Origin of the sequence: Oxalobacter vibrioformis (assembly GCF_027118995.1) — a bacterium.
Classification (GTDB): Bacteria; Pseudomonadota; Gammaproteobacteria; order Burkholderiales; family Burkholderiaceae_D; genus Oxalobacter; species Oxalobacter vibrioformis.
This window is the reverse complement of the sequence record NZ_CP098242.1, coordinates 942,583-968,961: the sequence shown is the minus strand read 5'-3', so window position 1 is coordinate 968,961 and position 26,379 is coordinate 942,583. Positions and strand designations below refer to the sequence as shown.

29 protein-coding genes and 2 tRNA genes are annotated in these 26,379 nt (G+C 50.2%); 12 read left to right on the top strand and 19 right to left on the bottom strand.

The genetic code is table 11. The features are described from left to right. Positions 1-320 precede the first annotated feature (320 nt). Positions 321-1,214 (top strand): LysR family transcriptional regulator, encoded by an 894-nt coding sequence (locus tag NB640_RS04840; protein WP_269310044.1) that lies wholly within the window; start codon positions 321-323, stop codon positions 1,212-1,214. A gap of 125 nt (positions 1,215-1,339) precedes the next feature. On the opposite strand, the gene NB640_RS04835 is transcribed toward NB640_RS04840, so the two are convergent. From NB640_RS04835 to tsaE, 3 genes are all read right to left on the bottom strand, one after another. Then, positions 1,340-1,415: transfer RNA gene (locus NB640_RS04835), tRNA-Arg, on the bottom strand. Between the two features lie 97 nt (positions 1,416-1,512). Beyond that, complete coding sequence (locus NB640_RS04830; protein ID WP_269310042.1) at positions 1,513-2,805, bottom strand: N-acetylmuramoyl-L-alanine amidase; 1,293 nt, start codon at positions 2,803-2,805, stop codon at positions 1,513-1,515. 16 nt (positions 2,806-2,821) lie between these two features. After that, entirely contained in the window at positions 2,822-3,307 is a 486-nt protein-coding gene (tsaE, locus tag NB640_RS04825) for a tRNA (adenosine(37)-N6)-threonylcarbamoyltransferase complex ATPase subunit type 1 TsaE (protein WP_269310040.1), read from the bottom strand. A gap of 302 nt (positions 3,308-3,609) precedes the next feature. Between tsaE and NB640_RS04820 the strand changes: the two genes are divergently transcribed. After that, positions 3,610-4,119: a methylated-DNA--[protein]-cysteine S-methyltransferase gene (locus tag NB640_RS04820; protein WP_269310038.1), complete on the top strand. Its 510-nt coding sequence runs from the start codon at positions 3,610-3,612 to the stop codon at positions 4,117-4,119. Positions 4,120-4,121: 2 nt separating this feature from the next. After that, on the top strand, positions 4,122-5,045 hold the full coding sequence (gene xerD / locus NB640_RS04815) for a site-specific tyrosine recombinase XerD (protein ID WP_269310037.1): 924 nt from the start codon (positions 4,122-4,124) through the stop codon (positions 5,043-5,045). A gap of 55 nt (positions 5,046-5,100) precedes the next feature. Here the strand turns inward: xerD and NB640_RS04810 are convergent, their stop codons facing one another. Continuing rightward, entirely contained in the window at positions 5,101-6,057 is a 957-nt protein-coding gene (locus NB640_RS04810) for an endonuclease/exonuclease/phosphatase family protein (RefSeq protein ID WP_269310036.1), read from the bottom strand. A 100-nt stretch (positions 6,058-6,157) separates the two neighbouring features. Between NB640_RS04810 and plsY the strand changes: the two genes are divergently transcribed. Then, entirely contained in the window at positions 6,158-6,763 is a 606-nt protein-coding gene (plsY, locus tag NB640_RS04805) for a glycerol-3-phosphate 1-O-acyltransferase PlsY (RefSeq protein ID WP_269310035.1), read from the top strand. Positions 6,764-6,770: 7 nt separating this feature from the next. Here plsY and NB640_RS04800 read toward each other — a convergent pair whose 3' ends face one another. Next, positions 6,771-7,415, bottom strand: coding sequence for a response regulator (locus NB640_RS04800; RefSeq protein ID WP_269310033.1), 645 nt, complete (start codon positions 7,413-7,415; stop codon positions 6,771-6,773). A gap of 156 nt (positions 7,416-7,571) precedes the next feature. Between NB640_RS04800 and NB640_RS04795 the strand changes: the two genes are divergently transcribed. Next, positions 7,572-9,329: a glutamine--tRNA ligase/YqeY domain fusion protein gene (locus NB640_RS04795; protein ID WP_269310032.1), complete on the top strand. Its 1,758-nt coding sequence runs from the start codon at positions 7,572-7,574 to the stop codon at positions 9,327-9,329. Positions 9,330-9,438: 109 nt separating this feature from the next. Here the strand turns inward: NB640_RS04795 and NB640_RS04790 are convergent, their stop codons facing one another. Next, the gene (locus tag NB640_RS04790) at positions 9,439-10,290 is read right to left on the bottom strand and encodes a M48 family metallopeptidase (RefSeq protein WP_269310031.1); all 852 of its coding nucleotides are present in this window, start codon (positions 10,288-10,290) and stop codon (positions 9,439-9,441) included. Between the two features lie 272 nt (positions 10,291-10,562). On the opposite strand from NB640_RS04790, the gene gstA reads away from it, so the two are divergent. Continuing rightward, a complete protein-coding gene (gene gstA / locus NB640_RS04785; RefSeq protein WP_269310030.1) occupies positions 10,563-11,165 on the top strand; it encodes a glutathione transferase GstA in 603 nt (200 codons plus the stop codon). A 78-nt stretch (positions 11,166-11,243) separates the two neighbouring features. Beyond that, positions 11,244-11,789 (top strand): hypothetical protein, encoded by a 546-nt coding sequence (locus NB640_RS04780; protein ID WP_269310029.1) that lies wholly within the window; start codon positions 11,244-11,246, stop codon positions 11,787-11,789. A 50-nt stretch (positions 11,790-11,839) separates the two neighbouring features. Here NB640_RS04780 and NB640_RS04775 read toward each other — a convergent pair whose 3' ends face one another. From NB640_RS04775 to NB640_RS04760, 4 genes are all read right to left on the bottom strand, one after another. After that, complete coding sequence (locus tag NB640_RS04775; protein ID WP_408637945.1) at positions 11,840-12,874, bottom strand: quinone-dependent dihydroorotate dehydrogenase; 1,035 nt, start codon at positions 12,872-12,874, stop codon at positions 11,840-11,842. A 136-nt stretch (positions 12,875-13,010) separates the two neighbouring features. Next, on the bottom strand, positions 13,011-13,739 hold the full coding sequence (gene aat / locus NB640_RS04770; RefSeq protein ID WP_269310395.1) for a leucyl/phenylalanyl-tRNA--protein transferase: 729 nt from the start codon (positions 13,737-13,739) through the stop codon (positions 13,011-13,013). Positions 13,740-13,826: 87 nt separating this feature from the next. Next, positions 13,827-14,252 carry a TIR domain-containing protein gene (locus NB640_RS04765; protein WP_269310027.1) on the bottom strand — a complete coding sequence of 142 codons (426 nt, stop codon included), beginning with the start codon at positions 14,250-14,252 and terminating at the stop codon, positions 13,827-13,829. Between the two features lie 78 nt (positions 14,253-14,330). Continuing rightward, positions 14,331-14,897 carry an NUDIX hydrolase gene (locus tag NB640_RS04760; protein WP_269310026.1) on the bottom strand — a complete coding sequence of 189 codons (567 nt, stop codon included), beginning with the start codon at positions 14,895-14,897 and terminating at the stop codon, positions 14,331-14,333. Positions 14,898-15,041: 144 nt separating this feature from the next. On the opposite strand from NB640_RS04760, the gene NB640_RS04755 reads away from it, so the two are divergent. Continuing rightward, positions 15,042-15,118: transfer RNA gene (locus tag NB640_RS04755), tRNA-Met, on the top strand. Positions 15,119-15,212: 94 nt separating this feature from the next. On the opposite strand, the gene NB640_RS04750 is transcribed toward NB640_RS04755, so the two are convergent. The 4 genes from NB640_RS04750 to NB640_RS04735 are packed head-to-tail and all read right to left on the bottom strand — an operon-like array spanning position 15,213 to position 18,396. Beyond that, complete coding sequence (locus NB640_RS04750) at positions 15,213-15,527, bottom strand: DUF1634 domain-containing protein (protein WP_269310025.1); 315 nt, start codon at positions 15,525-15,527, stop codon at positions 15,213-15,215. 1 nt (position 15,528) lies between these two features. Further along, positions 15,529-16,416, bottom strand: coding sequence for a sulfite exporter TauE/SafE family protein (locus tag NB640_RS04745; RefSeq protein ID WP_408637944.1), 888 nt, complete (start codon positions 16,414-16,416; stop codon positions 15,529-15,531). After that, positions 16,382-17,389 (bottom strand): NAD-dependent epimerase, encoded by a 1,008-nt coding sequence (locus tag NB640_RS04740; protein WP_269310024.1) that lies wholly within the window; start codon positions 17,387-17,389, stop codon positions 16,382-16,384. Before NB640_RS04740 ends, NB640_RS04745 begins: the two co-directional genes overlap by 35 nt. Beyond that, positions 17,386-18,396, bottom strand: coding sequence for a glycosyltransferase family 92 protein (locus NB640_RS04735; protein ID WP_269310022.1), 1,011 nt, complete (start codon positions 18,394-18,396; stop codon positions 17,386-17,388). The genes NB640_RS04740 and NB640_RS04735 overlap by 4 nt, the downstream gene beginning before the upstream one ends. Before the next feature lie 688 nt (positions 18,397-19,084). Between NB640_RS04735 and NB640_RS04730 the strand changes: the two genes are divergently transcribed. From NB640_RS04730 to NB640_RS04720, 3 genes are all read left to right on the top strand, one after another. Beyond that, positions 19,085-19,408, top strand: coding sequence for a DUF485 domain-containing protein (locus NB640_RS04730; RefSeq protein ID WP_269310021.1), 324 nt, complete (start codon positions 19,085-19,087; stop codon positions 19,406-19,408). Continuing rightward, positions 19,401-21,074: a cation acetate symporter gene (locus tag NB640_RS04725; RefSeq protein WP_269310020.1), complete on the top strand. Its 1,674-nt coding sequence runs from the start codon at positions 19,401-19,403 to the stop codon at positions 21,072-21,074. The genes NB640_RS04730 and NB640_RS04725 overlap by 8 nt, the downstream gene beginning before the upstream one ends. 88 nt (positions 21,075-21,162) lie before the next feature. Next, positions 21,163-22,523 (top strand): IS3 family transposase gene (locus tag NB640_RS04720; RefSeq protein ID WP_408637943.1). Its coding sequence is split into 2 segments (ribosomal slippage): positions 21,163-21,640 and positions 21,640-22,523, totalling 1,362 coding nucleotides; the frame shifts between segments, so codons are not numbered across the junction. A 27-nt stretch (positions 22,524-22,550) separates the two neighbouring features. Here the strand turns inward: NB640_RS04720 and NB640_RS04715 are convergent. From NB640_RS04715 to NB640_RS04705, 3 genes are read right to left on the bottom strand one after another with little or no spacing between them, the layout of a single operon-like run. After that, positions 22,551-22,784: a hypothetical protein gene (locus NB640_RS04715; RefSeq protein WP_269310018.1), complete on the bottom strand. Its 234-nt coding sequence runs from the start codon at positions 22,782-22,784 to the stop codon at positions 22,551-22,553. Between the two features lies 1 nt (position 22,785). Next, a complete protein-coding gene (locus tag NB640_RS04710) occupies positions 22,786-22,929 on the bottom strand; it encodes a hypothetical protein (protein ID WP_269310017.1) in 144 nt (47 codons plus the stop codon). Between the two features lie 5 nt (positions 22,930-22,934). Further along, positions 22,935-23,840, bottom strand: coding sequence for a LysR family transcriptional regulator (locus NB640_RS04705; protein ID WP_269310016.1), 906 nt, complete (start codon positions 23,838-23,840; stop codon positions 22,935-22,937). Positions 23,841-23,966: 126 nt separating this feature from the next. Here NB640_RS04705 and NB640_RS04700 point away from each other — a divergent pair, with 126 nt between their 5' ends. Next, a complete protein-coding gene (locus NB640_RS04700) occupies positions 23,967-24,248 on the top strand; it encodes a hypothetical protein (protein ID WP_269310015.1) in 282 nt (93 codons plus the stop codon). Between the two features lie 138 nt (positions 24,249-24,386). Here NB640_RS04700 and NB640_RS04695 read toward each other — a convergent pair whose 3' ends face one another. Both NB640_RS04695 and NB640_RS04690 read right to left on the bottom strand, forming a co-directional pair. Then, positions 24,387-24,923 (bottom strand): hypothetical protein, encoded by a 537-nt coding sequence (locus NB640_RS04695; protein WP_269310014.1) that lies wholly within the window; start codon positions 24,921-24,923, stop codon positions 24,387-24,389. A 290-nt stretch (positions 24,924-25,213) separates the two neighbouring features. Further along, the gene (locus NB640_RS04690) at positions 25,214-26,377 is read right to left on the bottom strand and encodes a serine hydrolase domain-containing protein (RefSeq protein ID WP_269310013.1); all 1,164 of its coding nucleotides are present in this window, start codon (positions 26,375-26,377) and stop codon (positions 25,214-25,216) included. Positions 26,378-26,379 lie beyond the last annotated feature (2 nt).

Below are 26,379 nucleotides of genomic sequence, written 5' to 3'. Positions count from 1 at the left end.
ATTAACGTGTCTCTTTCTGCATAAAGCTGGTACGGTTTCCTGATAGTGCGACTGGCATTCCTCGTGTGATTTCAGGATTTTCCTGCCCACACAGGAATTCTGGCGCATCTTTTCTCCTTGCCTTGTTTTGCTGATGTTTTTCCAAACCGGCCGATCCCATGTTGACCGGTTTTGACGGTTCCTGATGTTGCAGGTTGTTCTTTTTCCGTTACATCCGTTTTTGGGATGGTGCTTTACATTCACCGTCTCTGTGAAGATAAGGATTCTGTCGTATTATGGGGGCAGTTTATTCTTGTGAAATACCAAAAAGTTTCAAATTTATGTTTATTCGTCAGCTTGAATATCTTGTTACCCTTGCCAAGGAAAAGCATTTTGCCCATGCGGCAGAAATATGCTGTGTTACTCAGCCCGCCTTGTCGACGGCAATCCGGAACCTCGAAGAGGAGCTTGGCATCCCCATTGTCAAGCGGGGCCGGCGCTACGAAGGCTTAACCCCTGAAGGTGAGCATATTCTCAAGTATGCCCATCAGACCCTGGCCGCATGGAAAGGCATGCAGCAGGCTGCTGCCATAAGCAAGATTTCCGGAGAAATCCGGATTGGTGTCATCCCGACGGCATTGCATGTTGTTGCCTTGCTGACAGGCGCTTTTATTTCTTCCAATATCGATATCCATGAGCATGTACAAACGATGAGCATGGAAAAAATTATTTCAGCACTCGCACGGTACGAAATTGATTTGGGAATCGGCTACATCAGCGGACCGCCTGAGCCGGGGACGCGGTATCTTTCGCTTTTCAAGGAAACGTTTGTACTCGTGGCCCAGAAAACGTCCGAAATAGCCCAGCGTGATTCGCTAAGCTGGAGTGAGGCAGCCGAACTCCCGCTGTGCCTGCTTGCAGATGAACTGCAAAACCGGATGCAGATTAATGCGGCTTTTAAGCGGGCCAATGTCAAGCCGCGTATCGTGCTTGAAACCAATTCTCCGATGACGCTTTATACGCACGTCCGTTCTGCCGGGCTGTACAGTATCCTGCCGCAAAGCCAGGGAATTTTCAGTATGCCTCCCGGTCTTGATGATGTTGTTCGGATCAGCCTGACCCCAACTGTTGATAATGCCGTTGGTCTGATATCCCTGGATAAGGAGCCGCGTTCACCCATGGTTGAAGCCGCCTGGAAACAGGCGAAATCTTTTGGTGACTCCTTTGTGCTTTAAATCGTCATCCCTTATGGATGAGGTTTTTTTCCATGACAGAGTGGATTCACATGATTTGGAAAGAAAAACCCTCAGGACAACACACGGAATACCCTGTCCTGAGGGTTTTTTGTTTTTCAGTGATTTGGCGCGCTCGGCTGGGATCGAACCAGCAACCCCTGCCTTCGGAGGGCAGTACTCTATCCATTGAGCTACGAGCGCTTCGGGTATAAACGGGACGTTGAGTCCGTTATGATGCGCTATTCTACCTTAATTGAAGTCCTCGCGGCGATCTGATCAAAAGATCGATGATGGAGGGTTACATCATCTTGTTCCGGGTTTTGGGCGGATTTTTTGCGAAGTATTTTCTGACGCCATTCATGATGGCATCAGCAATTTTTTCCTGGTGTCCGCCATCGTTAAGCTTCGCTTCTTCTTCCGGATTGGAAATAAAAGCGGTTTCCACCAGGATGCTGGGTATATCCGGCGCCTTGAGTACGGCAAACCCGGCCTGTTCAACGTGGGACTTGTGCAGGCGATTGATACCGCCGATTTCATTCAGTACCGCGCTGCCAAGTTTTAAGCTGTCCTTGATCTGGGCTGTCGTGGACAGATCCAGTAGGACGCTGGCGAGTTGGCGATTGTGATTTTTGATATTGACGCCGCCGATCAGGTCAGCATCGTTTTCCTTTTTCGCCAGCCATTTGGCTGTTGTGGAGGAGGCCCCTTTTTCAGAGAGAACAAAAACAGAAGAGCCGTTGGCACGTGGCTCGATAAACGCATCAGCATGAATGGAAATAAAAAGGTCTGCCTGTGCCTGGCGCGCCTTTTCCACGCGGACGTGTAATGGCACAAAATAATCGCCATTTCGGGTCATGACAACCCGCATGTTTGGCTCCTGTTCTATGCGTGTCTTGAGACGGCGGGCAATGGAAAGCACCACATCTTTTTCGCGGCTGCCACGATGGCCGATAGCGCCCGGGTCTTCCCCCCCGTGTCCGGGGTCTAAAACCACAGTAACCATCCGGTTAAGCTGTATTTTATCCGTATTTTTTTCCGGTTTTGATGCGACGGCTTTTGGCGCGGATTCCGTTTTTTCTTCTACGACAGGAGCGGGTTGTTTTCGGGTCTTGTTATTGGCTTCGCTACTCCGGATCAAGGCGGCAATCGGATCGACAGGCGCTGTCGGGTATAAATCCAGAACCAGACGGTGCTGATATTTATCGACAGGCTTGAGGGTGAACACCTGCGGTTTGACTGCTTCTCTCAAATCAAAAACAATTCGGACGACGTTTGGTTTGGTCTGACCAACCCGTGCCTGTTTGACATAAGGATCATCCGTCTGGATTTTGGCCACGAGCTCTTTAAGTGCCGGGTTGAGATCAATCCCCTCAATTTCGACCACCAGCCGGTCAGGATTATTCAACGTGAAGTGTGAGGTCTTGATCTCGCCATCGTGTTCAAGCGTAATACGGGTGTAATCCTGCGCCGGCCAGACACGCACCGCCAGGACCTTTGCCCCCCAGGCGGGCAGTACCACGGCAAATGAGAGAACAAGGGAGAAAAAAACGCCCGTTATCTTCTTTAGCAGGTTGTGATGGTCACGAATCATTTACGCGTTTATTCCATTACTCATGCATTTCAACACAGATTTTGCCAATCGCTTCGGCACCGATATCGGTTTTACCGTACAGCTTCAGTTTTCTGCCCATGCCGATAATCAGGAAAATACCTTCAATATCCGCTGGTGGCAGAACGCCGGCGGCTTTTTCCGGCCATTCGACAATACAGATCGTATCGCTGTCAAAGTGTTCGGCAAAGCCCGCTTCTATGAATTCTTCCGGGTTTTCCAGCCTGAAAAGATCAAAATGCATCAATTCCACCGGATTGCCGTCAAGAGGGATCGTATAGTGTTCTGCCAGGGCATACGTCGGGCTTTTGACACTGTCCTCATGGCCTGCCGTTTTCAGTATCGCACGGACCAGGGTGGTTTTTCCGGACCCCAGATCGCCGTACAGGTAAATCTTCATTCCCGGTTTGAGCGCACGGGAAAGCGAAGCGCCCAGTGCCAGGGTTTCTGCTTCACTATTTAGGTAAACTGTTTTCTGCCGCATTGCATCACTCGCTTCGGTTGTGGGGTTAAAGCTCTTCCTTCTTTTACGGCTTGCTTCCCGGCAACATTAGCATTTTAGGTGAATTTTGCCATAACTTTTATCATTTTTGTTTTAAATTGTAATCCAAGCAATTGATTTTTTGTGGTTTTATTAAAAAAAATGTTGTTTTTTGTGAAGAAAGGTTTTTTTTGCAGAATGCAATGCCTGTTCTCCAAGCTGTTATGATTCAGAAAAGGGGATGACATGTTATTTGATTGCGAGTGCGCCTGGTTCCGGGCAAGCGTACTCCTGGGAATTTGAGGATGAAAAAAGAGAGTGACCACATAGTGAACCCCGACAGTTTTTCTGCCATTGTTTCAGCGCCATTTGGCGCAGTGGGTTTTGTTTCAGATGGTGAGAAAGTCAGCCGACTATCATTTTTGCCGGGATATATTGGTGAAAAAACCGCTATGGACAAGTTTGCCGGAGAGGTCAGTCGCCAGCTGGCGGCTTATCTGGCTGATTCAGCTTTTACCCTGGATTTTCCGGTGGCGAGAACAGGAACAGATTTTCAGTGGCGGGTGTGGCAGGAGATGAGAAATATCCCGGTGGGGCAGACCCGTACCTACGGCGAGGTGGCCAAGCGCATACAGTCCGCTGCCAGGGCGGTTGGCGGTGCCTGTGCGATTAATCCGCTGATTTTATACTACCCTTGTCATCGTATTGTGGCGGCCAACGGGATCGGCGGTTTTTCAGGAGAGACGGCTTCAGATAGCGCTTTTCTTAATATCAAGCGCTGGCTGCTCAGGCATGAAGGTGTTTTGACGAATTGAATATGCCGGAAAAAAAAGGGATCAGCTCTCTGAATCAGTCTCAGATTGATGAGTTCTGTGACACGCTGTGGCTTGAGGATGGGCTGGCCAAAAACACGATGGAGGCTTACCGGCGGGATTTGCAGCAGTTTGCGCGTTGGCTTGAGGGGACGCATCCCGGTATGGATATGCTCCATGCCACCCCGGAAAATATGAGCGCCTATTTTGCGGCGCGGCATACCGAGACGAAAGCGACTTCGGCCAACCGGCGTCTGACGGTCTTGAAACGTTTTTATCAGCTCTTGTTAAGGCAGAACCGGATAACAAGTGACCCCTGCCTGAAGCTCAAATCCGCCAAACAGCCCGAACGTTTTCCCAAAACGCTTTCGGAATCCCAGGTCGAGGCGCTTTTGGCTGCGCCGGATGTGAATACGCCGCTCGGCCTGCGTGACCGCACCATGATTGAGCTGATGTATGCCAGCGGGTTGCGCGTCTCCGAACTGGTTTTGCTTAAATCGGTTGAATTGGGCATGAATGAGGGGGTTTTGCGGATTATCGGCAAAGGGGGGAAAACGAGGCTGATTCCATTTGGCCAGGAAGCGCGCGTCTGGATCAATCGCTACCTGAAAGAAGCGCGTCCACAGATACTGAACGGACAGATGTCCGATGCGCTTTTTGTGACAGCCCGTGGCGGCGCCATGACACGGCAGATGTTCTGGATCCTGATCAGGAAATATGCCATGCAGGCAGATATTCATACCCCTTTGTCACCGCATACCCTGCGGCATGCTTTTGCCACGCATCTCCTGAATCATGGTGCGGATTTACGGGTGGTACAGCTTCTTTTGGGGCATGCGGATATTTCAACTACACAGATTTATACGCATGTCGCCCGCGAACGCTTAAAGCAATTGCATGCGGACCATCATCCCCGCGGCACAAAATGACAGGGTGATGTAAGTACTCGCTATCACATGTCATGCTTCAATATGGGGCAGGAGATTATCTCAGTTCGAGAGTGACCATCAGGAGCCCGTGGTCGGAAATTTCGGGACGGTCTTTGCCAAAATGGCTGCTGAAATATCTGGCGTTCTTGACTCTACCCAGCCTGAAGCGGGATTGGGCGGTAAATTCTTCTGTCACCAGAATGTGATCAATCCGGGGCATATCGCTTCCCCGGATAAACGGGCTGTTTTTTTCCTCAAATGAAAGGCCGCGCTGGATTTCAAAACAGTTATGAAGCTGATTGGGCAGGGATACCGCCATGTTTTGCGGCTCACCCATGATAATTTGCGTGGAGGTGGCTAACGCAAAATCATTGAAGTCGCCCATGACAATCACCGGGGCGTTGCTTAAGGTGCGCAGATGGATGAGCAGATGCCGAATGCCAAGTGCATCGGTTCCTCGCCGGATCAGGGAACGCAATGAGCCGAGTTCAGGCATCAGGCACGCATCGGGATTGGCATTTTCGGGGTAATCCGGTATTTTGGATTTCAGGTGCGCAAGCAGAATATGGGCATCGATATTTGCCGGGAGACGGAGGGTGACATGCAGAACCGGACGTGAAAAATGCTTTATCTCTGTCATGTCACCAGGCAGAGCCACTTTCAACTGATCCGGCAGGATATGGTGAAAGACGGGAGAGCCGACAATCGGGAAACGGGAAACCAGGGCAACATTCGGGCTTTGCGGCAGGCTTTCTGATCCGGTTTCTACCGTGATGTAATGCGCATTTTTATAATGCTGGGTTTTTGCCAGAATAGTTGCGACAGCTTCTGGCGAAAAGATTTCCTGCAGCCCGATGACATCAGCATTGCTCTGGTCCAGTTGGCCGGCAATCCATGTTGTTTTCATGTCATATTCCGCCGGGGAATAGGGCGGCATGTTTTCATAGTAGAGCAGCCCCGGCAGGGCAAGATTGCGAACATTAAAGCTCGCCAGTCGGATTTCATGCTGCATAATATTCGTTTCGCAAATAAAATGATGTTCCGGGAATGTTTTGCATGGCCTCATCATACAGGCGAACTCGGGACACGATGACAAATTTCTGACTGGAATAATGAATACAGCCATCTATCTTATTGCCGCTTATCTGATTGGATCCATCTCATTTGCCCTGGTTTCCAGCAAGCTCTTCGGGCTGGCTGATCCCCGCACATATGGCTCCGGCAATCCGGGCGCGACCAATGTGCTTCGCAGCGGCAATAAAAAAGCAGCCCTTTTTACCCTGATTGGCGATGCCGCAAAGGGCTGGATTGTCGTGTGGCTGGGCATGCAGTATGGCGCACAGTGGGGGCTGGGCAGCATGGCGATAGCCGGTGGCAGTATTGCGGTGTTTGTCGGACACCTCTGGCCGGTTTTTTCCCGTTTCCAGGGAGGGAAAGGTGTTGCCACCGCATTGGGGGTACTTCTGGGAATCAGCCCGCTACTTGGGTTGATGGTGCTTCTGACATGGCTGCTGGTTGCCTTTATCTGGCGCTATTCATCCCTGTCAGCTATCGTCGCTGCCATTCTGGCACCACTGTACTATGGCCTGATGACCGGATTTGATGTCCAGTTTATTGCGATTGTTGTCATGAGCTTTCTGCTGCTTAGCAGGCATGTACAGAATATTGGTAACCTGGCCAGGGGAAAAGAAAGCAAGATCGGCAGCAAAAAGACCTGATACCGTTTTATGCCTCTATGGGCGTGAGCAGATTATGCATAATGGCATATTGCACGATTGCAGAGAGTGTGCTCATCTGCATTTTATGAAGAATGCGCGTTTTATGGGTGCTGATGGTCTTGACGCTCAGATGGAGCTGGCCTGCAATCTCGGTAATGGTCCTGCCTGCCGCCAGCATGGTGAAAACCTCGAATTCCCGGTTTGACAGCAGCGTGTGGGGCTGTTCGTTTTCCGGCGCAATCATATTGAGCGCCAGCTGTTCCGCAACTTCCATGCTGATATAGGGCCGCCACGAGGCAACGCGGCGGATGGCATTCACAAGCTGTGTACCGGCACTTTCTTTTGTGAGGTATCCCAAAGCGCCGGCACGGATCGCGCGAACGGCATACTGCTCTTCCTCATACATGGTGAGAACCAGAATGGGCAGCTTTGGCGCCTCCGTTCTGATCTGGCGGATGAGCTCGATTCCATTGCGGCCCGGCATGGAAAGATCAAGCAGCAGTACCTCAAATCCGCCTTCTTTTACTTTGGCAAGTGTACTGGAGCCATCAACGGCTTCTCCTGCCACCCGGATATCATCCACCCCTTCAAAAATGCGTTTCAGGCCTTCACGCATGATAGTGTGGTCATCTGCAATAACAATACGGATCATTGTCTGGCCATGAAAAATGAATGGATACGAGCGGGACACATGTTGTCTATTTTATATCAAATGCAGGGAATCCGGATAAAGGAAAATAGGATTCGCCTGTGCGGCAGGGCGTACGCTACGGTACAATGATGCCGATAATTTTTTTATAGGCAGGACATGAGCAACGACAATAAAAACAGCCCTTCGGAACCCTCGAATTCGAATTTTCTGCGGGCGATTATTGAGCAGGACAATAAAAAGGGAACCTACAGGCGGCAGGGCATGCCTGATGTGATTACCCGCTTTCCGCCAGAGCCCAATGGATATCTTCATATCGGACATGCCAAGTCCATCTGCCTGAATTTCGGACTGGCCCGGGATTATAGTGGCCGCTGTCACCTGCGTTTTGATGATACCAACCCGACACGGGAAAACCAGGAATTTGTCGATACCATTATTGACAGTGTGAAATGGCTGGGGTTTTCGTGGGAACACAATGACACGGATTACCTGAATTATGCGAGTGATTATTTTGATACGCTCTACCTGATGGCAGAGTATCTCATTGAGGCAGGGCATGCCTATGTGGATAGTCAGACAGCGGAGGAAATTGCCGCAACACGAGGCAGTTTCTCCGAGCCCGGCAAAAAATCGCCTTACCGGGATCGTCCGGCAGCAGAGTCGCTGGATCTTTTCCGTCGCATGAAAAACGGGGAGTTCCCGGATGGTGCGCTGGTGTTAAGAGCCAAAATCGATATGGCGTCTCCCAACATGAATATGCGGGACCCGGTGATTTACCGGATACGGCATGCGCACCATCATCGCACGGGAGAGCGCTGGTGCATTTATCCCATGTACGATTACACGCATCCGATTTCCGATGCACTGGAAAATATCACCCATTCGATCTGTACACTGGAATTCCAGGATCACCGCCCGTTTTATGACTGGGTTTTAGCGCGTCTGACAGAAACGGTCACCTTGCCGGATGGACGGATAATCGGCGGTTTTCTTGCCAGGCCATTGCCGCACCAGTATGAATTTGCCCGCCTGAACATGACTTACTCCATCATGAGCAAACGTCGGCTGATCCAGCTTGTGGAAGAGGGCGTGGTTGAGGGATGGGATGATCCGCGTATGCCGACGATTGTCGGTTTGCGCAGGCGCGGATATACACCGGAGTCCATCCAGCTTTTCTGCGAACGGATTGGTGTGGCCAAATCCGATGGCTGGATCGACATGGCAACGCTGGAAGCCAGCTTGAGAGATGATCTTGACCCCAAGGCCCCCCGCGCCGTGGCGGTACTCAATCCACTGAAGCTGGTTATCGATAACTTTCCGGAAAATCTGAAAGACATGTGCTCGGCACCGCTTCATCCCCATTATCCGGAGCGTGGCGAACGCCAGTTCCCTATCAGCAAGGAGCTGTGGATAGAACGGGAAGATTTTATGGAAGACCCCGTGAAAGGTTACTTCCGTCTTTTCCCGGGCAATCGGGTGCGATTGCGTTATGGCTATGTGGTGGAATGCACACATGCCGATACTGATGAAAATGGTAATGTGACGGCGGTGCATTGCACCTATTTTCCGGACAGCAAGAGCGGAACACCAGGCAGTGCCAATTACAAGGTGAAAGGCAATATTCACTGGGTCAGCGCCCATCATGCCTTTCAGGCGGAAGTGCGTCTTTTTGACCGGCTCTTTTCTGATCCGCATCCGGATGCCGGTGGCCGGGATTTCAGGGAAGCGTTAAATCCCAATGCCAAAGCGGTCATTACGGCATATCTCGAACCCGGTCTGGTAACCGCCTTGCCTGAAGATCGTTTCCAGTTCGAGCGGCATGGTTATTTTATTGCTGATCGCGAGGATTCCACACCAGGCAAGCCGGTTTTCAACCGGATTGTGACCCTGCGGGATTCATGGGGTGGTAAATAACATTGCCGATTGGCTTTTGAATTCTTTCGTCATAAAAAAACCCTGCAATCGCCTTGAGCGAATACTGCAGGGTTTTTCATTTCAGGCTGTGGCCCAGCCTGGATACGGATTACTTGCGGCTTTTCTTTGCTGCCGTTTTGGATGCGCCCTTGCCTTTGGCTGCTTCGTAAAGCGGCATTACCTTGGGCAGTTCTTTTTCCAGGTTGGCAATACGGGTCTTGTCTGACGGATGGGTTGAGGTGAACTCAGATGGCTCATTACCGCCGGAGAGGGCACTCATTTTGCGCCAGATGCTGATTGCGCCTTCCGGATTGTAGCCGGCACGTGCCATCAGTTCCATGCCGATCACGTCTGATTCGGCTTCCATGGTGCGGGAAAACGGCAGAGTGAGTACGTACTGACTGGCGACATTGGCCAGATCCTGTGTGGTTGAGCCTGCGCCAAGCAGGGCGCCGCCAATGGAGAGGGCCTGCTGTTTTGCAATTTCCTGCGAAATCTGCTCACGGCTGTGCTCGCGAAGGGCGTGGGCCATTTCGTGGCCGATAACCGCTGCCAGTTCGTCATCCGTCAGGTTCAGCTCGGAAATAATGCCGGTATAAACAGCAATTTTACCGCCGGGCATACAATAGGCATTGACCGTTTTGCTGTTGACAACATTGACTTCCCACTTCCAGTTTTTTGCTTCCGGGCGGAATACGCCAACCTGTGCGATCAGACGCTTGGCAATGGCATTGACACGCCTGGTATAGGTGGCATTGGTGTTCAGCGCATTGGCCGCACGTGCCTTGTCCATTTCCTGCTTGTATGCCTTGGCAGAGCCGGCATTGACGTCTTCGGAAGAAATCAGCAGAAGCTGACTGCGCGAAGAGCCTGTTACCCCACCAGATGTTGTGCTTTCACAACCGGATAAAACCAGTGCGCCGGATATGATCACGGCAAAAAGATACATGATTCGTTTCATAAAAGGTCTCCCAACCTGATTAAACAAGAAATGCTGATGAAAATAAAAACGGCCTGACGGGATATCAGTAACAGGGGGTATCCCGGAATTGCTTGGTCGTCCATTTGTACTTTTAGGCAAACTAAATGGACGAATCCGCATTGTATCAATAACTGTTGTGTTCGGATAGATTGGACAAAACAACGGGAAAGATACGGCATTTCGGCGGATAGCCCCTATAATCAGTTAAAGCAGACGGTGGCATTTCATCAACCATAAGAAAGGAAGAGGCAATGAAACTGTACTACACACCAGGCGCAAGTTCACTGGCTACTCATATTGCATTGCGTGAGGCCGGGCTGGCTTTTGACATGGAAAAGGTGGACCTGCGTGAAAAAAAGACCGAATCCGGCAAGGATTTTTATCAGGTCAGTGCCAAGGGGGCTGTTCCAGTATTACAGCTTGATAACGGACAGGTGCTCACAGAAGGTGCCGCCGTTCTTCAGTATGTGGCTGATCAGGCACCGGGCAGGAAGCTTGCGCCTGAGCCGGGAAACATGCAGCGTTATCGCCTGATGGAATGGCTGAACCTGATTGCAACCGAGCTGCATAAAAATTACACCCCGTTTTTTAATCCGGCCATGCCGGACCCATGCAAGGAGATTTTCCGGGGCAATCTTAACCGCTACTATGATGTCGTGGAGTCCCAGCTTTCCCAAACCGCTTTTTTGCTGGGCGACACTTTTTCTGTGGCGGATGCCTATCTTTTTACCGTGACAAGATATGCTGATTTTGTCGGGCTCGATCTGGCGAAATGGCCGTCATTACAGGCTTTCCAGGCGCGCGTGAACTTGCGCCCGGCTGTTTTGGAGGCATTAAAAGCCGAAAGGCTGTAAAGTCTGATAGTTTCCTGCCGTAAACAAGTAACTGGTACAGTTTTTTGGGGTTCGTGTTAGCGGACGAAGAGGTTGGAAATGAAAAAATACTCTTATTATTCCTATCTTCTGCTTGACGATGACGTCAAGCAGAAGCTCACAAATATCTGCCTGTATGGCAATAACCGCGAACAGGCGGTAGGTTTTTTCAGGCTGGCAACCGGTCTTTATTATCTTTCCCGCATCATGGTTGAGGATGAGCTGGATTTCAAGGCGATCGACAAGAATTTCAACCGGTTTGTTTTTCAGGTGATTGGTCGCGGGCACAGTATTACCAGTGTGCTGCAGTACATGAGCAGCAAGAAGGTGTTGTGGGTGCTTGAATCGCGTTCCTTCCTGAATCTTTTCATGGATATCTTCCCGGATATTCCTTTTTCCAAGATCCTGATTCTCCTGACGGTGAACCTGTCGGTATCCAAAAAAATATCCGGTTTGCCTGTCACTGGCCCGGTGCGTGACTGGCTGTTCAAGCAAAATGAAATGCTTGGAATCGTAGATGACAGTGAGCTTGCTGATACGGTTGTGCAATTGCCGCCACCAGCACAGATTGAACGGTTTTCAGCCGCTTTGTCTGCTGCAGCCTGATTCGACAAGACAGTCAATAAGAAAGCCGACATCTGCCGGCTTTTATTTTGTCAGTCGAGTGCCTTGACACATTCCCTGACCAGTGCCGGGCCTCTGTAGACCATGCCTGTTAAAAGCTGTACCAGTGATGCACCCGCATCCATTTTTTCCCTGGCATCCATACTGTTCATGATGCCGCCAACGCCAATGATGGGAATCGTATCACCCAGCTCACTTTTGAGCAGCCGGATGACATGGGTGGACAAATCACGCACCGGCGCGCCCGAGAGGCCGCCAGCTTCTTCCGCATGCGGAAGATTTTTGATGAGTTCACGCTGGAGGGTTGTATTGGTGGCAATCACGCCGTCGATTTCATAGCGCAGCAAGGTTGCCGCAATGTTTTTGATCTGTTCATTGTCGAGATCCGGCGCAATTTTCAGTGCCAGGGGAACATAGCATGAATGCGTATCTGCAAGACGTTTTTGCGCATCTTTTATCTGTGAAAGCAGGTTGTCCAGCTCGGATTCTCCCTGGAGCTGTCGCAGATCCTTGGTATTGGGAGATGAGATATTGATGGCGATATAATCCGCGACAGGATAAACCTTTTCCAGGCAGATCAGGTAGTCATCCACCGCCCTGTCGATCGGCGTATCCGCATTCTTTCCGATGTTTAATCCCAGTACCCCTTCTTTTTTTCGGAAGTAGCGGGAGGCTTTCACATTTTTGACCAGTTCATCCACCCCGGCATTATTGAAGCCCATGCGATTGATGATGGCTTCAGCTTCAGGAATCCGCCACATGCGGGGTTTGGGATTGCCTGGCTGGGGACGGGGTGTAACGGTTCCCAGTTCAATGAAGCCAAAACCAAGTGAAGCAATACCATCAATGGCACTGCCATTCTTGTCCAGACCGGCTGCCAGGCCAACCGGATTCGGAAAAGTGATGCCCATGACCCGCCTTGGCGAATCCGGTACTTTCGGATTCAGGCGGGAAAGACCGGTAGCGCCCGCTACTTTGAGGGATTTCATGGTGAATTCATGGGCATTTTCCGGATCCATTGAAAAAAGGACCGGACGAACAAGCGCATACATTAGTTTTTCCATCATCGGTATGGTCCGCCAGTTGAAATCAGGGAAGAATCTGTTTGAGAAACAAAAAGATACTGCTCCCCGGTAAATTGGACAAAATTTGTTTATTGTAGCTTAAAGGAGAGCCAATATTGCCCCGGCTTAAGGATATGGATCAAAACGATTCAATAACCGGCGGTATCCACTTTGCGACAGGCGCCAGGTCAATAACGCCAGCCAGATGCGCTGAAAATGCTTCTCTTGAAATAGCTGTAGCGCCTAACGATGCCAGATGCGCCGTTTCCTGCTGGCAGTCGATGAGCCGGACACCGTTTTGATGAAGAAACTGTACCAGCCAGGCCAGTGCTATTTTGGATGCATCGCTGACACGGGAAAACATGGACTCTCCATAGAACATCTTTCCAATGGACACCCCGTATGCCCCGCCAACCAGTTTGCCTTCCTGCCAGAGTTCAACTGAATGCGCGTAGCCGGTGTCATGCAGCCGGACATAGTTTTCAATCATTTCTTCTGAAATCCAGGTTCCCGGATCACCTTTCCTGGGAGCAGCGCAGGCGCGCATGACCTTTTCAAAGGCAGAGTCAAAACGGATTTGCCATTGCCCGCCAGACAGCATGCTTTTTCTGACCTGGTTCAATTTCTTTTTGAGGCTTCGGGAGACAGAAAGGCTGTCCGTCCGAAGCACCATGCGCGGATTGGGGCTCCACCAGAGTACCGGCTGGCCTGCTGAAAACCAGGGAAAGATGCCATTTCTGTAGGCTTCAATGAGGCGTTCCGGCCAGATCGTGGCACTGGCCGCCAAAAGGCCGTTTGCACCACTGGATTCCGGCAGTGCAAGAGAGGCATCAGGGAAAGGGTCGTTCGGTTCCAGCCAGGGAATCACATGTCCATCCGTTTCTGACAGAAGCATTGGCAGGCAAAAATAATTTTCCCTGCCGGTGTGGGTTCACAGGTTGTGCGGGGTGGTTTGTCAGGATTTGCCAACGGCCGCTTCAATGGCTTCACCGAGTTCCTGCACATCCCATTTTACGATCTTTACGGCGGCCCGCTTTTCTTTTGATGAGGTATGTTTCGGATCAGCCGCCTCAACCAGAATAACCGGCTTTTTCAGCTTTTTTGCCGTGTCCAGTTCAAGATCAATCCACCGTTTGTATTCCTCGAATACACCGGCCAGGATGAGCAGGCAGGAGCAGGGGCGCATTTTTTCTTCAATGGCCATGGCGAGGGCTTTTTTGGATGGCAGGTGCTGCACCGGATCATCCTTGGAAACACTGAAGAGTTCATAAGCGAAGTCCGGTACATGGCGAATCCGGTAATTTTCGAGCAGGCCATAAAGACGCTGTGTGCCGTCATCCGGCAGCCAGCTGTAACTGACAAAAAGTGGATAAGTCGCCATAGATGAATCTCCTTTACAGTCGCATTGCAGCGAGCATCATAATCGTAACCGGACGTCCCTGACAAATATTTTCCGTCTTTACGTGGGATAAACCAGCCGCTTGAGGTCAACCGAATGCAAGCGGCTCTGGCCATTGAGCGCTTTTTGCTGGTCAGAGAAAAACAGCTCAAGCGCCTGACGCGTACTGGTAAAGGCAATCTCATCCCACGGAATTTCAGTTTCGGTAAACATCTGTGTTTCCAGTGTTTCCAGGCCGGGCGCAAAAGAAAGGCTTTTCAGCTCGGCGAGGTAAAACAGGTGCACCTGCTGAACCGTTGGCAGATTCATCAGCGCAAAAAGGTCTCCCATGACAATATCGGCTCCTGCCTCTTCTTCTGTTTCGCGCAGGGCGCCTTCTTTGGTTGTTTCATTGTTTTCCATGAATCCACCCGGAAGCGTCCAGAATCCCAGGCGCGGCTCAATGGCCCGGAGGCAGAGCAAAACCGAGAGTTCCTTTTCTTCTTTCCAGAAAGGGATGGTGTTGACGACGATTTTCGGGTTCTGGTAATGGATTGTCTTGCAGTTTTTGCAGATATACCGCGGCAGCGTGTCGTCTAGCGGGATATCAAACACAACCGGGTGTGCGCACTGTGAACAGAATTTCATGAAAAAACCGGAATCCAGAAAAATTGGAGGTGCCGGAATGACTGCCCCCCAAAAGGGAAAACATGAATTTTATCATTGTTGCCATGAAATTCAGCTTCCCGGTTGCTGTGCGTCATAAGTCATGCTATAATTTATCTCTTCAGACGCGGGGTGGAGCAGTCTGGCAGCTCGTCGGGCTCATAACCCGAAGGTCGTAGGTTCAAATCCTGCCCCCGCAACCAGATATTAAAAAGCTGCTAACTTTTTGAAGTTAGCAGCTTTTTTATGATAAAACGTCCGCAATAAGTTCCGGCACAGGCACATTTCCATCTTGTGTTAACGCATGAAAACGCTGACGAGGATTGTCAGCAACACGGTGGCTGAAATAGCGGTATAGACAGGATCTCGTTGGCGTAAAAAGGTCCAGAGCATGAGTAATACCCGGATGATGGGCATCAGAATAAAAACGGCAATGCCGAGCTTTGTCACATTGCTGCTGGTCAGTAATGGAAGATTAGCCGGATAAACCGGCGCTATGATGGTAAGCAGGATACCTGTAGCAATCAGGATTGACCCCAGCCATGTGCCATACAGAAACAGGCGTGTGATGCGATGATAGAGGTGTCCAGTGCCTTTTGCCGGGAGCTCCACATTACCTCCAGTTAAAGAGATCAATGCCTAATGCGGTGAAAAACATCTGGCTGGCTAATGCCACAAGGATTATCATGAAGACAACCCGCAGTTTGTCTGATGGAAACCAGATCAAGAGACGGGCACCCGCAAGTGCGCCTATCACAGAACCGAGTGCGACAGGGCCTGCCGCCTGGATATCGATATCTCCCCGCATGAAATAAGCGCTTGCGCTTGCTGTTGCTGTAACGCCAATCATGAAATTGGATGTGGCAGACGATACCTTGATGGGAAGGCGCAAAGCGGTATCCATTGCCGGGATTTTCAGCACACCTGAGCCAATGCCCAGCAGCGCGGAAATGAGGCCGGCGCCATACATCAGAACCAGGCCGAAAGGGACATTTCCTACCTGGTACGCGATTTCTTTTCCCGATGCCTGATCCGGGTAACTTGAATGCAGGGTGAGAGTGGTTGCCCAGCTTTTTGCCGGGATGTTTTCTCCTGTTTTTATTTCCTGCCGGGGTGTCAGCATTTGTTTTGCAGAAAGCAGCAGGATGAAAGCAAACAACCCATACAGAAATGCGGTCGAAACAAGACCGATTAAAAACACACCAGTCAGGGCGCCAAGTGTTGATGCGGTTTCAAGCACGATGGCCAGGCGGATGTTGGTCAGGTGATTTTTCAGAAAGGTGACGGCACTGCTGCACGAGCAGGCAATCACGGAAACAAGGCTTATTCCAATTGCCGTATGGATATTGATACCGAAAAGGAGGGTAAGAATCGGTACGATGAAGATACCGCCAGCCATGCCCAGCATGCCGCCAAGCAGGCTGGCGCAAAAAGCAGCAAAAAACAGCAGGGCGTTTTCCACCGTGTCAGCGGTTGTAATACTGGCGATACCACTCCACAAAGCAGCGAACGCCTTCGTTTACCGGGGTATCGGGTTTGTAGTCAAATTCCTGTTTCAGGTCCGATACATCGGCGTAGGTATCCGGCATGTCGCCGGGCTGCAGGGGCAGCATTTCTTTTTCCGCCGTTTTTCCCAGTGCTTTCTCAAAGGCGGCGATGTAATCCATGAGCTGGACCGGCTGGCTGTTGCCGATGTTATAGACACGCCAGGGCGCGGTGCTGGAGGCCGGGTCCGGATGATCGCCTTTCCATGCCGGATTGATTTCTGCAGGACGATCAAGAACACGGATCACCCCTTCAACGATGTCGTCAATATACGTGAAATCCCGGCGGTGATTTCCATAGTTGAAAACCTTGAGCGGCTTGTTTTCGAGGATGGCGCTGACAAACTGGAAGGGTGCCATATCCGGCCGACCCCAGGGACCGTACACAGTGAAAAATCGCAGGCCCGTTGTCGGCAATTGATACAAATGACTGTATGAATGGGCCATCAGTTCATTGGCTTTTTTGGTGGCGGCGTAAAAGCTGAGTGGATGGTCCACGTTGTCGTGTACGGAAAACGGCATGGTGGTGTTTGCGCCATACACGCTTGAACTACTGGCATATACCAGGTGATTGACGCCATGGTGACGGCAGCCTTCGAGAATATGGGCAAAGCCGACAATATTGCTGTCAATATAAGCCAGCGGGTTTTCAATGGAGTAGCGTACCCCCGCCTGGGCAGCCAGATGGGCAACCCGCTCAGGCTTGTGACGGGCAAATACACTCTCCATGCCGGCGCGATCTGCCAGATCCATACGGATGTGCGTATAGCCGGGGTGTGCAGCAAATTGCGCAAGCCGTGCTTCTTTTAATGCCGGGTCATAGTAATCGTTGTGGTTGTCCAGACCGATGACAGTATCGCCGCGCGCCAGGAGGCGAAGGGTTAATGCCGCGCCGATAAAACCGGCTGAGCCTGTTACCAGAATTTTCATGGGGATATCCTGCCAGGTGATGACACAGGCGTGTCCGGTTTTTCCCGTGCGAGATAGTCTTCACGGGTTTTGATGATATTGGCCTTGACGAGCGGGACATATTTTTCCAGGACAGTATCCTGCACTTCATTACGGTTGCGCCTGGAGAACATGGAGTCGTCAGCCGGCAGCATGGCGCCACGGCTGCCGGTACGTCCCTTGATCCGCTTCATTTCATATTCTTCCCACGATTTGCCCCAGTAATGGTTGACCCGGATAACCGATGCTGCCAGCTCATTTGAGCGGGTTCTTACCTTGTTTCCTTTTTCATTGACTGCCGCGTGACGGCCGATAAAACAGCCGTGATGGGTTTCCATGGAAAAGGCGGCACGCGGATTGATGATGGTTTTCATGAATTCATCCGGCTTAAGGGCATGAGCGGTGAAACGCTCAATAACCAGGCCTTCTTCGTAATTTTTGTGCCCGTTGTCACCATACATGAGCCAGTGCATGGAAAGTCCCACCTCATTTTTATAGTTCTCGAGAATGTCGGGGATCGTGTCTTTCTGAAGCGGTACGATGAATTCATCGGCATCAATATAAGCCAGCCACCGGGTTTCCATGCGGAAGCGTTTGAGCGCATCGTTATAGGCATTGAACTGCTGGCGTATGCCAGGCCAGGGAATATGGACGACATCGCCACGGGCAATGTATGGTGCGAGAATGTCGGCTGTATTGTCTGACGATTCGTTGTCGTAGATGAAGAAAACATCGACGCCGACCAGTTTGTGGTATTCGATCCATTCGGCAAGATAGATGCCTTCATCTTTCATGATGGCGACTACAGCCAGGAAATGCTTGAAAGGCCCGGCATCGTCATGCCTGAATTGCGTGTTGAAGTATTTTTTGTGGGCGTAATAATCGCTGATGCAGTTGTGCGAGATGGCATCCCGCAGTCCGGGCGAGGTGACAAAACAGCGGGCCAGTTGCCGCCATTGTTCTCCCCAGGTTTTTTTTCGCCTTTGCATGTGCGCAATATATCAGTCAAGTTTTTTCACGCCAACCTAATATATTACCATGCGATTTGCCAAATTGGAAGACTTGTGTATAATTAACCCAACGGATTATAAAAAAATCCGAAAAGGCTTATGACGGGCACAGCCCTACCAACCGGCTGTGAATGTCCTTGTATCTGAGATCATTTGGTGCAGACGTCCGTTTTTTTAAACCTGACATAGGCTATGTATCGTTATGCATAAGCAAGTAAAACTTATCGTGTCCGCCAGAAAAAAGGCAGCGGGCGCAACTTGCGTTTGTTTTGGCATTAACCCTGCCGTTTCTTATCATGGTGAATCAGTGCGCAACCCTGTGCTGGTTTCCACTCTCGACTGCCGACGACTATCCCTATCGTAACGGCACGTTCAGAAGAGCGTTCTGTCCAGGGATCCTAATGGATCGCTAAAACAGGGCCTGAAAACGGGGCAGATATTTTGCTCCACTTAATCTGAAGATTTGATCAAACAACTGGCGCAGTACTTTCAAACAGGCTCAGCCATGTAGCCGGGCTGTTTTTGTTGGCGTGCTCTCCTTCCCATCCTGAAGGGGTGCCGGTTTGTTGTTGATTTCTTCTGATCGAAAAAATTATTGGAACTGGGAATTGCTTATCCGATCTGGTTCGGAGTCAACAGCATTTTTTAAATAGAAGGAAAAAGGGATATGAAGAAATCCGCAATGGCACGGGTACTGGATCACCCGGAATTCAGAAAAATGGAGCAGGAAAAGAAACGCTTAAGCTGGTTTTTCTCGTTCCTGGTCTTTACGGTTTATGTCGCGTACATCCTGTATATCGGCATTAATCCGGCATTTTTTGGCCGTCCGCTTTTCACAGGCTCACCCATCACCATCGGTATTTATGCCGGGGTGTTTATCATTCTGTTTTCCATTGCCCTCACAGGGGTTTATGTCAGAAAGGTTAACACGAAATTTGATGAAATCACCCGGCAGGTGATTCATGAAATCGAGGAGAGTGAACATGCATAAATATGTTATTTCCCTCCTGATAGCGGTTTTCACTCCGGCTGTTTATGCCGATGCTCTGACAGGCCCGGTAGAAAAGCAGCCGCTGAACATCACCGCTATCCTGATGTTCCTGGTTTTTGTCATGGGCACCATGTTCATTACGTACTGGGCATCAAAGAAAAACAAATCCACCACGGACTTTTATACCGCAGGGGGCGGTATTGGTGGCTTTAAGAATGGCCTTGCGATTGCGGGTGATTTTATGTCAGCAGCCTCTTTCCTGGGTATTTCAGCCATGGTGTTTACCACCGGTTATGATGGCCTGATTTATGCCGTCGGTTTTATTGTTGGCTGGCCGATCGTGCTCTTTCTGATTGCCGAGCGGCTGCGCAATCTCGGGAAATTTACATTTTCCGATGTGATTGCCTACCGCCTGAAGCAAAAGCCGGTCCGCATATTTTCAGCTGTTTCCTCTTTGCTGGTGATTCTGATTTACCTGATTGCCCAGATGGTCGGCGCCGGCAAGCTTATTGAGCTGCTTTTCGGGCTCAGCTACACCTATGCCATCCTGATTGTCGGTGTGCTGATGGTCGTTTATGTGCTGTTTGGTGGCATGCTTGCGACAACCTGGGTGCAGATCATCAAGGCAGTGCTGCTCCTGGCTGGTACGACTTTCATGGCTTTCATGGTGATGAAAACAGTGAATTTCAGCTTTGACGGCTTGTTTGCCTCGGCCGTTGCCATTCATGAAAAGGGTGCCGCCATCCTGAGTCCGGGCGTGCTGATCAGTAACCCGATTGATTCACTGTCACTCGGCCTTGCCCTGATGTTTGGTACAGCCGGTTTGCCGCATATTCTGATGCGCTTTTTCACGGTGCCCGATGCCAAGGAAGCAAGAAAGTCTGTCTTTGTTGCCACCAGCTTCATCGGTTATTTTTATCTCCTGACTTTCATTATCGGTTTTGGCGCGATTATTCTGCTGACGAACAATCCTCAATATTTCCAGACCCTGCTGGTTGAGGGAAGCGAAACGATTCGCATGATTGGCGGCACCAATATGGCAGCGGTTCATCTGGCTGAGGCTGTTGGCGGCAACGTATTCCTCGGCTTTATTTCTGCCGTGACATTTGCCACTATCCTTGCTGTGGTTTCCGGGCTGGTTCTCTCCGGGGCTTCGGCGGTCAGCCACGATCTTTATGCGTCTGTGGTCAAGAAAGGCAAGGCCCAGCCTCATGAAGAAATACGGGTATCGCGTATTACAACGGTTGTCCTGGGATTGATTGCGGTTGTGCTGGGTATTGCCTTTGAAAACCAGAACGTGGCGTTCATGGTTGGCCTGGCATTTGCAGTTGCCGCTTCGGCGAACTTCCCGATTCTTACCCTGGCCATGTTCTGGAAAAAACTGACAACCAAAGGCGCGGTGTATGGTGGTTTCCTGAGCCTGTTTTTGGCCATTGTTCTGATTACCCTTGGTCCCACGATCTGGGTATCGGTGCTGGGTTATCCATCCGCGATATTCCCGTACAGTAATCCGGCGATCTTTACGATTCCGACGGCATTTATTTCAGCTGTGCTGATATCACTGGCTGACAGGTCGGTGCAGGCCAGAAGGGATCAGGTCGGCTTCAAGCTGCAATATATTCGTTCGGTAACCGGTATCGGTGCTGCCGGAGCGAGCGATCATTAATTTCTTCTCTTTGGGATAAAAAACCGCCAGAATGTGAACTGCACCCCAAAAGTTGGACAAAGTCTGACGAATTGGAGGTGCAGTTTTCATGTCAAAATATCCCGAGGCATTCAAATTAGAAGTTATTAACTACCATCTATCCGGACAAGGCGGTACCATCAGGACGGCCCAGCAATTTGGCATACCCAGAATAAACGTTCGCACCTGGATATGTGCCTACGAGCGAAATGGCGTTGAAGGCCTGAGCCATCGAGGCCGCCGTTATGATGGCCAATTCAGGCGCCAGGTTGTAGAACACATGCATGAACACGATCTTTCATTAAATGCGACTGCCAAGCATTTCAATGTCTTGTTTAGCACAGTCGCCTTATGGGATAAAATCTACCGTGAAAGAGGCACAGATGCCTTGTTAAACACCAAACGAGGGCGCCCATCCCCCATGTCCCAGCCCCATAAAAAGCCATCCGCGTTAAAGCCGGACAAAGAAAAAACCCAGGAAGAACTGCTGGCCGAAGTCAGATACCTTCGTGCTGAGGTTGATTACCTAAAAAAGCTCAAAGCCTTAACCAGGCAAGGGAAACTGTCTGTGCCAAAACCAGGGCGCAAATAGTTAATGAGTTAAGGCAGAAACATGCACTTTATGATTTGCTGAGGATAGCGGCACTTTCCCGCAGCACCTTTTACTACCACTGCCAAAAGCAGAAGCTGCCGGACAGGTATGCCTTGGAAAAGCAAGCCATCCAGAGTACCTTTCATCAGCACAAAGGGCGTTATGGCTATCGCCGGATCACTTGTGTCATGAGACAACAAGGCTACATGATTAACCACAAGACAGTTCAAAAGCTGATGAAGCAGCTAAACCTGGCATCCTTCATTCGCATCAAAAAATACCGTTCTTACAAGGGGCATGTCGGGCAGGTTGTGCCCAACCTGCTGCAAAGGCAATTTGCAGCAGGGCAGCCGAACCGGAAATGGGTAACGGATGTGACTGAATTCAATGTTTCTGGAGAAAAGCTTTATCTGTCACCCGTTATGGATTTGTATAACAACGAGATCATTTCCTGTGAGCTCGCCAGACGTCCTCACTTTGATATGGTACAAAAGATGCTCTCAGAAGCAATCTCCCGTCTAAAACCGGGCGATATGCCACTACTCCACTCGGATCAGGGATGGCAGTATCAAATGAAGCCCTATCAGAAAACCCTGCGACAGCATAAACTCACCCAGAGCATGTCTCGCAAGGGAAACTGTCTGGATAATGCGGCGATGGAAAGTTTCTTTGGCACGCTGAAGTCAGAATGCTTTTATATCAAAAAGTTTGATTCTGTCGAACAACTGGAATCAGAAATAAGGGAGTATATCCACTACTATAATCACGATAGAATCCGATTAAAACTAAATGGATTGAGTCCTGTGCAATTCAGAACTCAATCCAATTTGTCCCCTTAAATAAATGTCCAACTTTACGGGGTCAGTTCATGAGGTACTGGCGGTTTTTTTAGACCTTATGTTTTTTTCGTTATTGTTGCTATCGTTGTCGGAGATCTGCTCGATTTTTTCATACAGTTGGCTGATCGCTTTTTCCAGGTGATCGTGTTGCTGGTGAATACGTCGCACCCCTTGATGGACTGCAACACCGGTTCCGGCGGCAAGAGATGCCCCCAGTGCACTCAGAACATTGGTATAGTTGCACAGGATCAACTGGATCATATCACTTGGCATCATTTCCTTGAACCAGGGAATGATCGCGCAGATGACAGGAAAAATAACCAGATAGAAAAAGATAGATAAATATGGATGTTCTTGAGCTGAGCAGGGCAGGGATATTCTGCAGCCACTGATTGATTTTTTCCATGCGGTTTACTCCTCTTTGGCCTGATGTGCGGTCTGCTGCAAATGTTGGACAAATCCTTGCAAATGCTGGGGCAGAGAATGCGGCTTGGGCCATACGGCTTCAAATGCGATGGTGATATTTTTTCCGGATTTTGAGGCAATCGGAAAGACCTTTTTGTACCCTGACGAAAGACGGGATTGCGGCAGGATGGCAGCACCCAGCCCGAGAGAGGCCCACTCTTCTAGAACCTGGTAGCTGAGCGCTTCACCGGAATATTCATTCAGCTTTCGCCGGTGGGTCCTGAATAGGTTGCGCGTAGAGCGCGCCAGGCCGCAGGCGTCAGGGACCATGACAAATGTTTCTGTTGCAATATCATCAAAAAGAACCGATTTTTTTTCTGTCAGGGATGGGAGTTTCTTGCCACGGGGAATGAAAAAAAGCGGTTCTTCATAGAGAAAGACGGCATGCCACGAATTTCTGCGGTTTTGCCTGACGCCAAAAACAAAATCCAGCAACCCGTCATCCAGCATTCTGTATAGATCCGCCATATTCTGTTCGTGGAGGATAATTTCCATCTCAGGATTTTTCTGCTGATACCGACTGATGGTTGATCCCAGCCAGGCAGGGTTGACGAGTGGCGAGGTGCCGATACGAATGACCGGTTTTGCCGGACGGACATAATGCCGGACTTCATGAATCAGGTTTGCCTGTGTGTTCATGACCTGTTCAATATAGGGAAGGATGTGCTCACCAAAGGGTGTGAGAGAGACGCTGCGCGTTGTCCGGGTAAAGAGGCGCTCTTCAAATTCTTCTTCTAACTGGGCAATACCATTGGAAAGGGTTGGCTGGGTAACATAGCACCGCTCTGCCGCAGCCGTGAACGACCCGGTTTCAGCTACTGCCATCACATAACGGAGCTGTGTCAGATTCATATTTATAGTATATGTGAATGAATGGTGGGTAAAAAGACAATTTCTCTTTTGTTTTCCGGCTAAGTATAGTGAATTCATCAGCAAACGGCTGACAAATGAAACGAACAATCTTTCAGGGAGAACGACATGACTTACCTGGAAATCAATCTGAATATCGCCCCTGACAACCGTCCGGCCGCTGCAGATGTTTATAACAAGTACAAGGCGCCTTTTCTTAAAGGGATAAAGGGCGCCCGTTCCAAAGATCTGCTGGTGCGTGATGAAGATGTACAGGTTCTGCACGGTTTTGATTCTGTTGACGATGCGAAGGCTTATCTTTCCAGCGAACGCTTCAATCAGGATGTCGTTGTGGAACTGAAGCCTTATATGCAGAGTGCGTCGGATGTCCGGATTTATGATGTGATTTGACCGGATCGGAAAAACGAATCACTCAGTCACTGTGATCCGATGGCCATATGGAATGGTTTCCATATGGACTTTTTTGTTTGCCAGCGTACATTGTATGAGGAAAACAGCAGGCAATGGGGGTGCCGCTGTCTGCCGGATTTAACCGCCGTCCTTAGCCTGCTTTTGCTGTTCCTGCAGGATCTTGTTGATCTGGCCATGAATTTGCAGAACTTCTCCCTGCGCTGAAATGACCAGCGTTTGCGCTGCCTGGACTTTCAGCATGGCGGCCATTTTTTGCGATTCAGTCCCGGCGTTTTTCATTTCAGCCATGGCCTGGGCCATTTGCTGCTGTGCGACACGAAGGCGCTGTTGCGCTTCTTTCAGCAATTCTTTCAGACGCTCCAGTGTTTCGGCGACAGTATCCGAACTGCCAGTGCTTTCACTGTCGGCGGCTTTTTCTGCGGCTTCTTGCCCGGCCTGCTGGAGAGGGCTTTCTGATTTCTCATTTTTTACCGGCTCATTCTGGTCTGACACGTATCGATCCTTTGCGGCCTCAGAGAGCATCACGGTGGCGCTTTCCGGAGACGAAGTCTTCGGTTCCTTGACGGCGGTTACTGCTGCGGTTGGCATGATTTCGGGAACGGAGCCAGTAATCGAACGCAGGACAGTTGGTGTAGTTGCACTTACGGTTTGCATTTTTTACTCCTTTCTCATTCCCGGGGCCATCTGTCTGTAAGGAAAGAGGAAAATCTTTTTTTATGTTGTTGACAGACTGTATCTCCTGATAACTATATCATCGGCATGTTTGACGAATTCTTTATGGTTCTGATATGACTCTTTTCTTTTTGTTAACAAATATCAGTAAACCACAAGGCGAAATACATGAAAAAGCCTCCCTGTTTTGAACTGCACCCCAAAAGTTGGACAAAGTCTGACGAATTGGAGGTGCAGTTCAAAACAGGGAGGCTTTTTCTGTGGTTTTTGTTTTATGCGGGCAGATTGGCGTAGATTGCGTTACGGATAGTTGTCGAGACAGGCTCGTTATGCACGGTAACAGCAGTCGTTGTCATAATGACCACAGAAAGTTTTCTGGCCGGATCAGCAAACCAGCGGTGACCATAAACACCACCCCATAAAAGGGTGCCGGGTGACTGTGGTGTCGCGGCCAGTGCCGGGTCCAGAAGTACCCCCCATCCCAGGCAAAAACCCATGCTCGGGTCTTCGGGTACCCCGTTCGGGAAAAGGTTGGTGGACATTTCTTTCATCAGGCTTTCGCTGATCGTGGGGCAGGTATTGGTCCTGATGGCTTCAACCAGGCGAAGCAGATCAATACCTGTGCCGATCAGGCCAACACCGCCGGACGGGTATTCATTCGGATCAAATGCTCTTTCCGGCGAAAACAGAAAACGCCAGCCATCTTCATTAAGGACAAGCTGGTCGGCTTCCATGCGTTTTAAGGTGCCATTATCCATGAAATAAGGCACTGTCATCCGGCCACGGTCTTTTTCTTCGGCGTTAAACATGGTATCCGTCATGCCCAGTGGATCGGTAAGCAGTTCTTTCATCGCTTTCTGGAACGTGGAGCCATGTGCTTTCGCAATCACAGCGCCCATCACTTCCGGTGAAAGAGAATACAGCCATGAGGTACCCGGCTCATAATTCAGCGTGACGGTGCCCAGGCGCCTGATATTTTCTTCCAGGGTGATGCCGGAAATATCCAGTCCGTCAGAAATATCCGCCTGTTCGTAGGGACCATTTTCAGGCTGTGCCCAGCGATAATCCAGTCCGGCAGTATGCGACAGGAGCTGGCGAATGGTAATGACAGGCGTTTTGCCATCAGCGGTTTTTGGCTTGAAATCAGGCAGCCATTTTGTCACCGGGTCATCCATTTGCATTTTGCCCTGCTCAATAAGTGCAGCAGCAGCCAGGCTCGTGAAGGCCTTGGTGATGGAAGCCAGTCGGAACAGGGAATTTTCCTGCATGGGAATGCCTTTGCCGGGATTGGACAGACCTTCCGCACGGTGATAGACGATCTGCCCTTCATGGGCGATCACAACGACCGTTCCCGGTGTCAGTTCGTCAGTCAGGCAGATTTCAATTGCCTCATCCACAGCGTCTTTCAGCGGTGCATATTTTGCGGTTGCTTGCATTT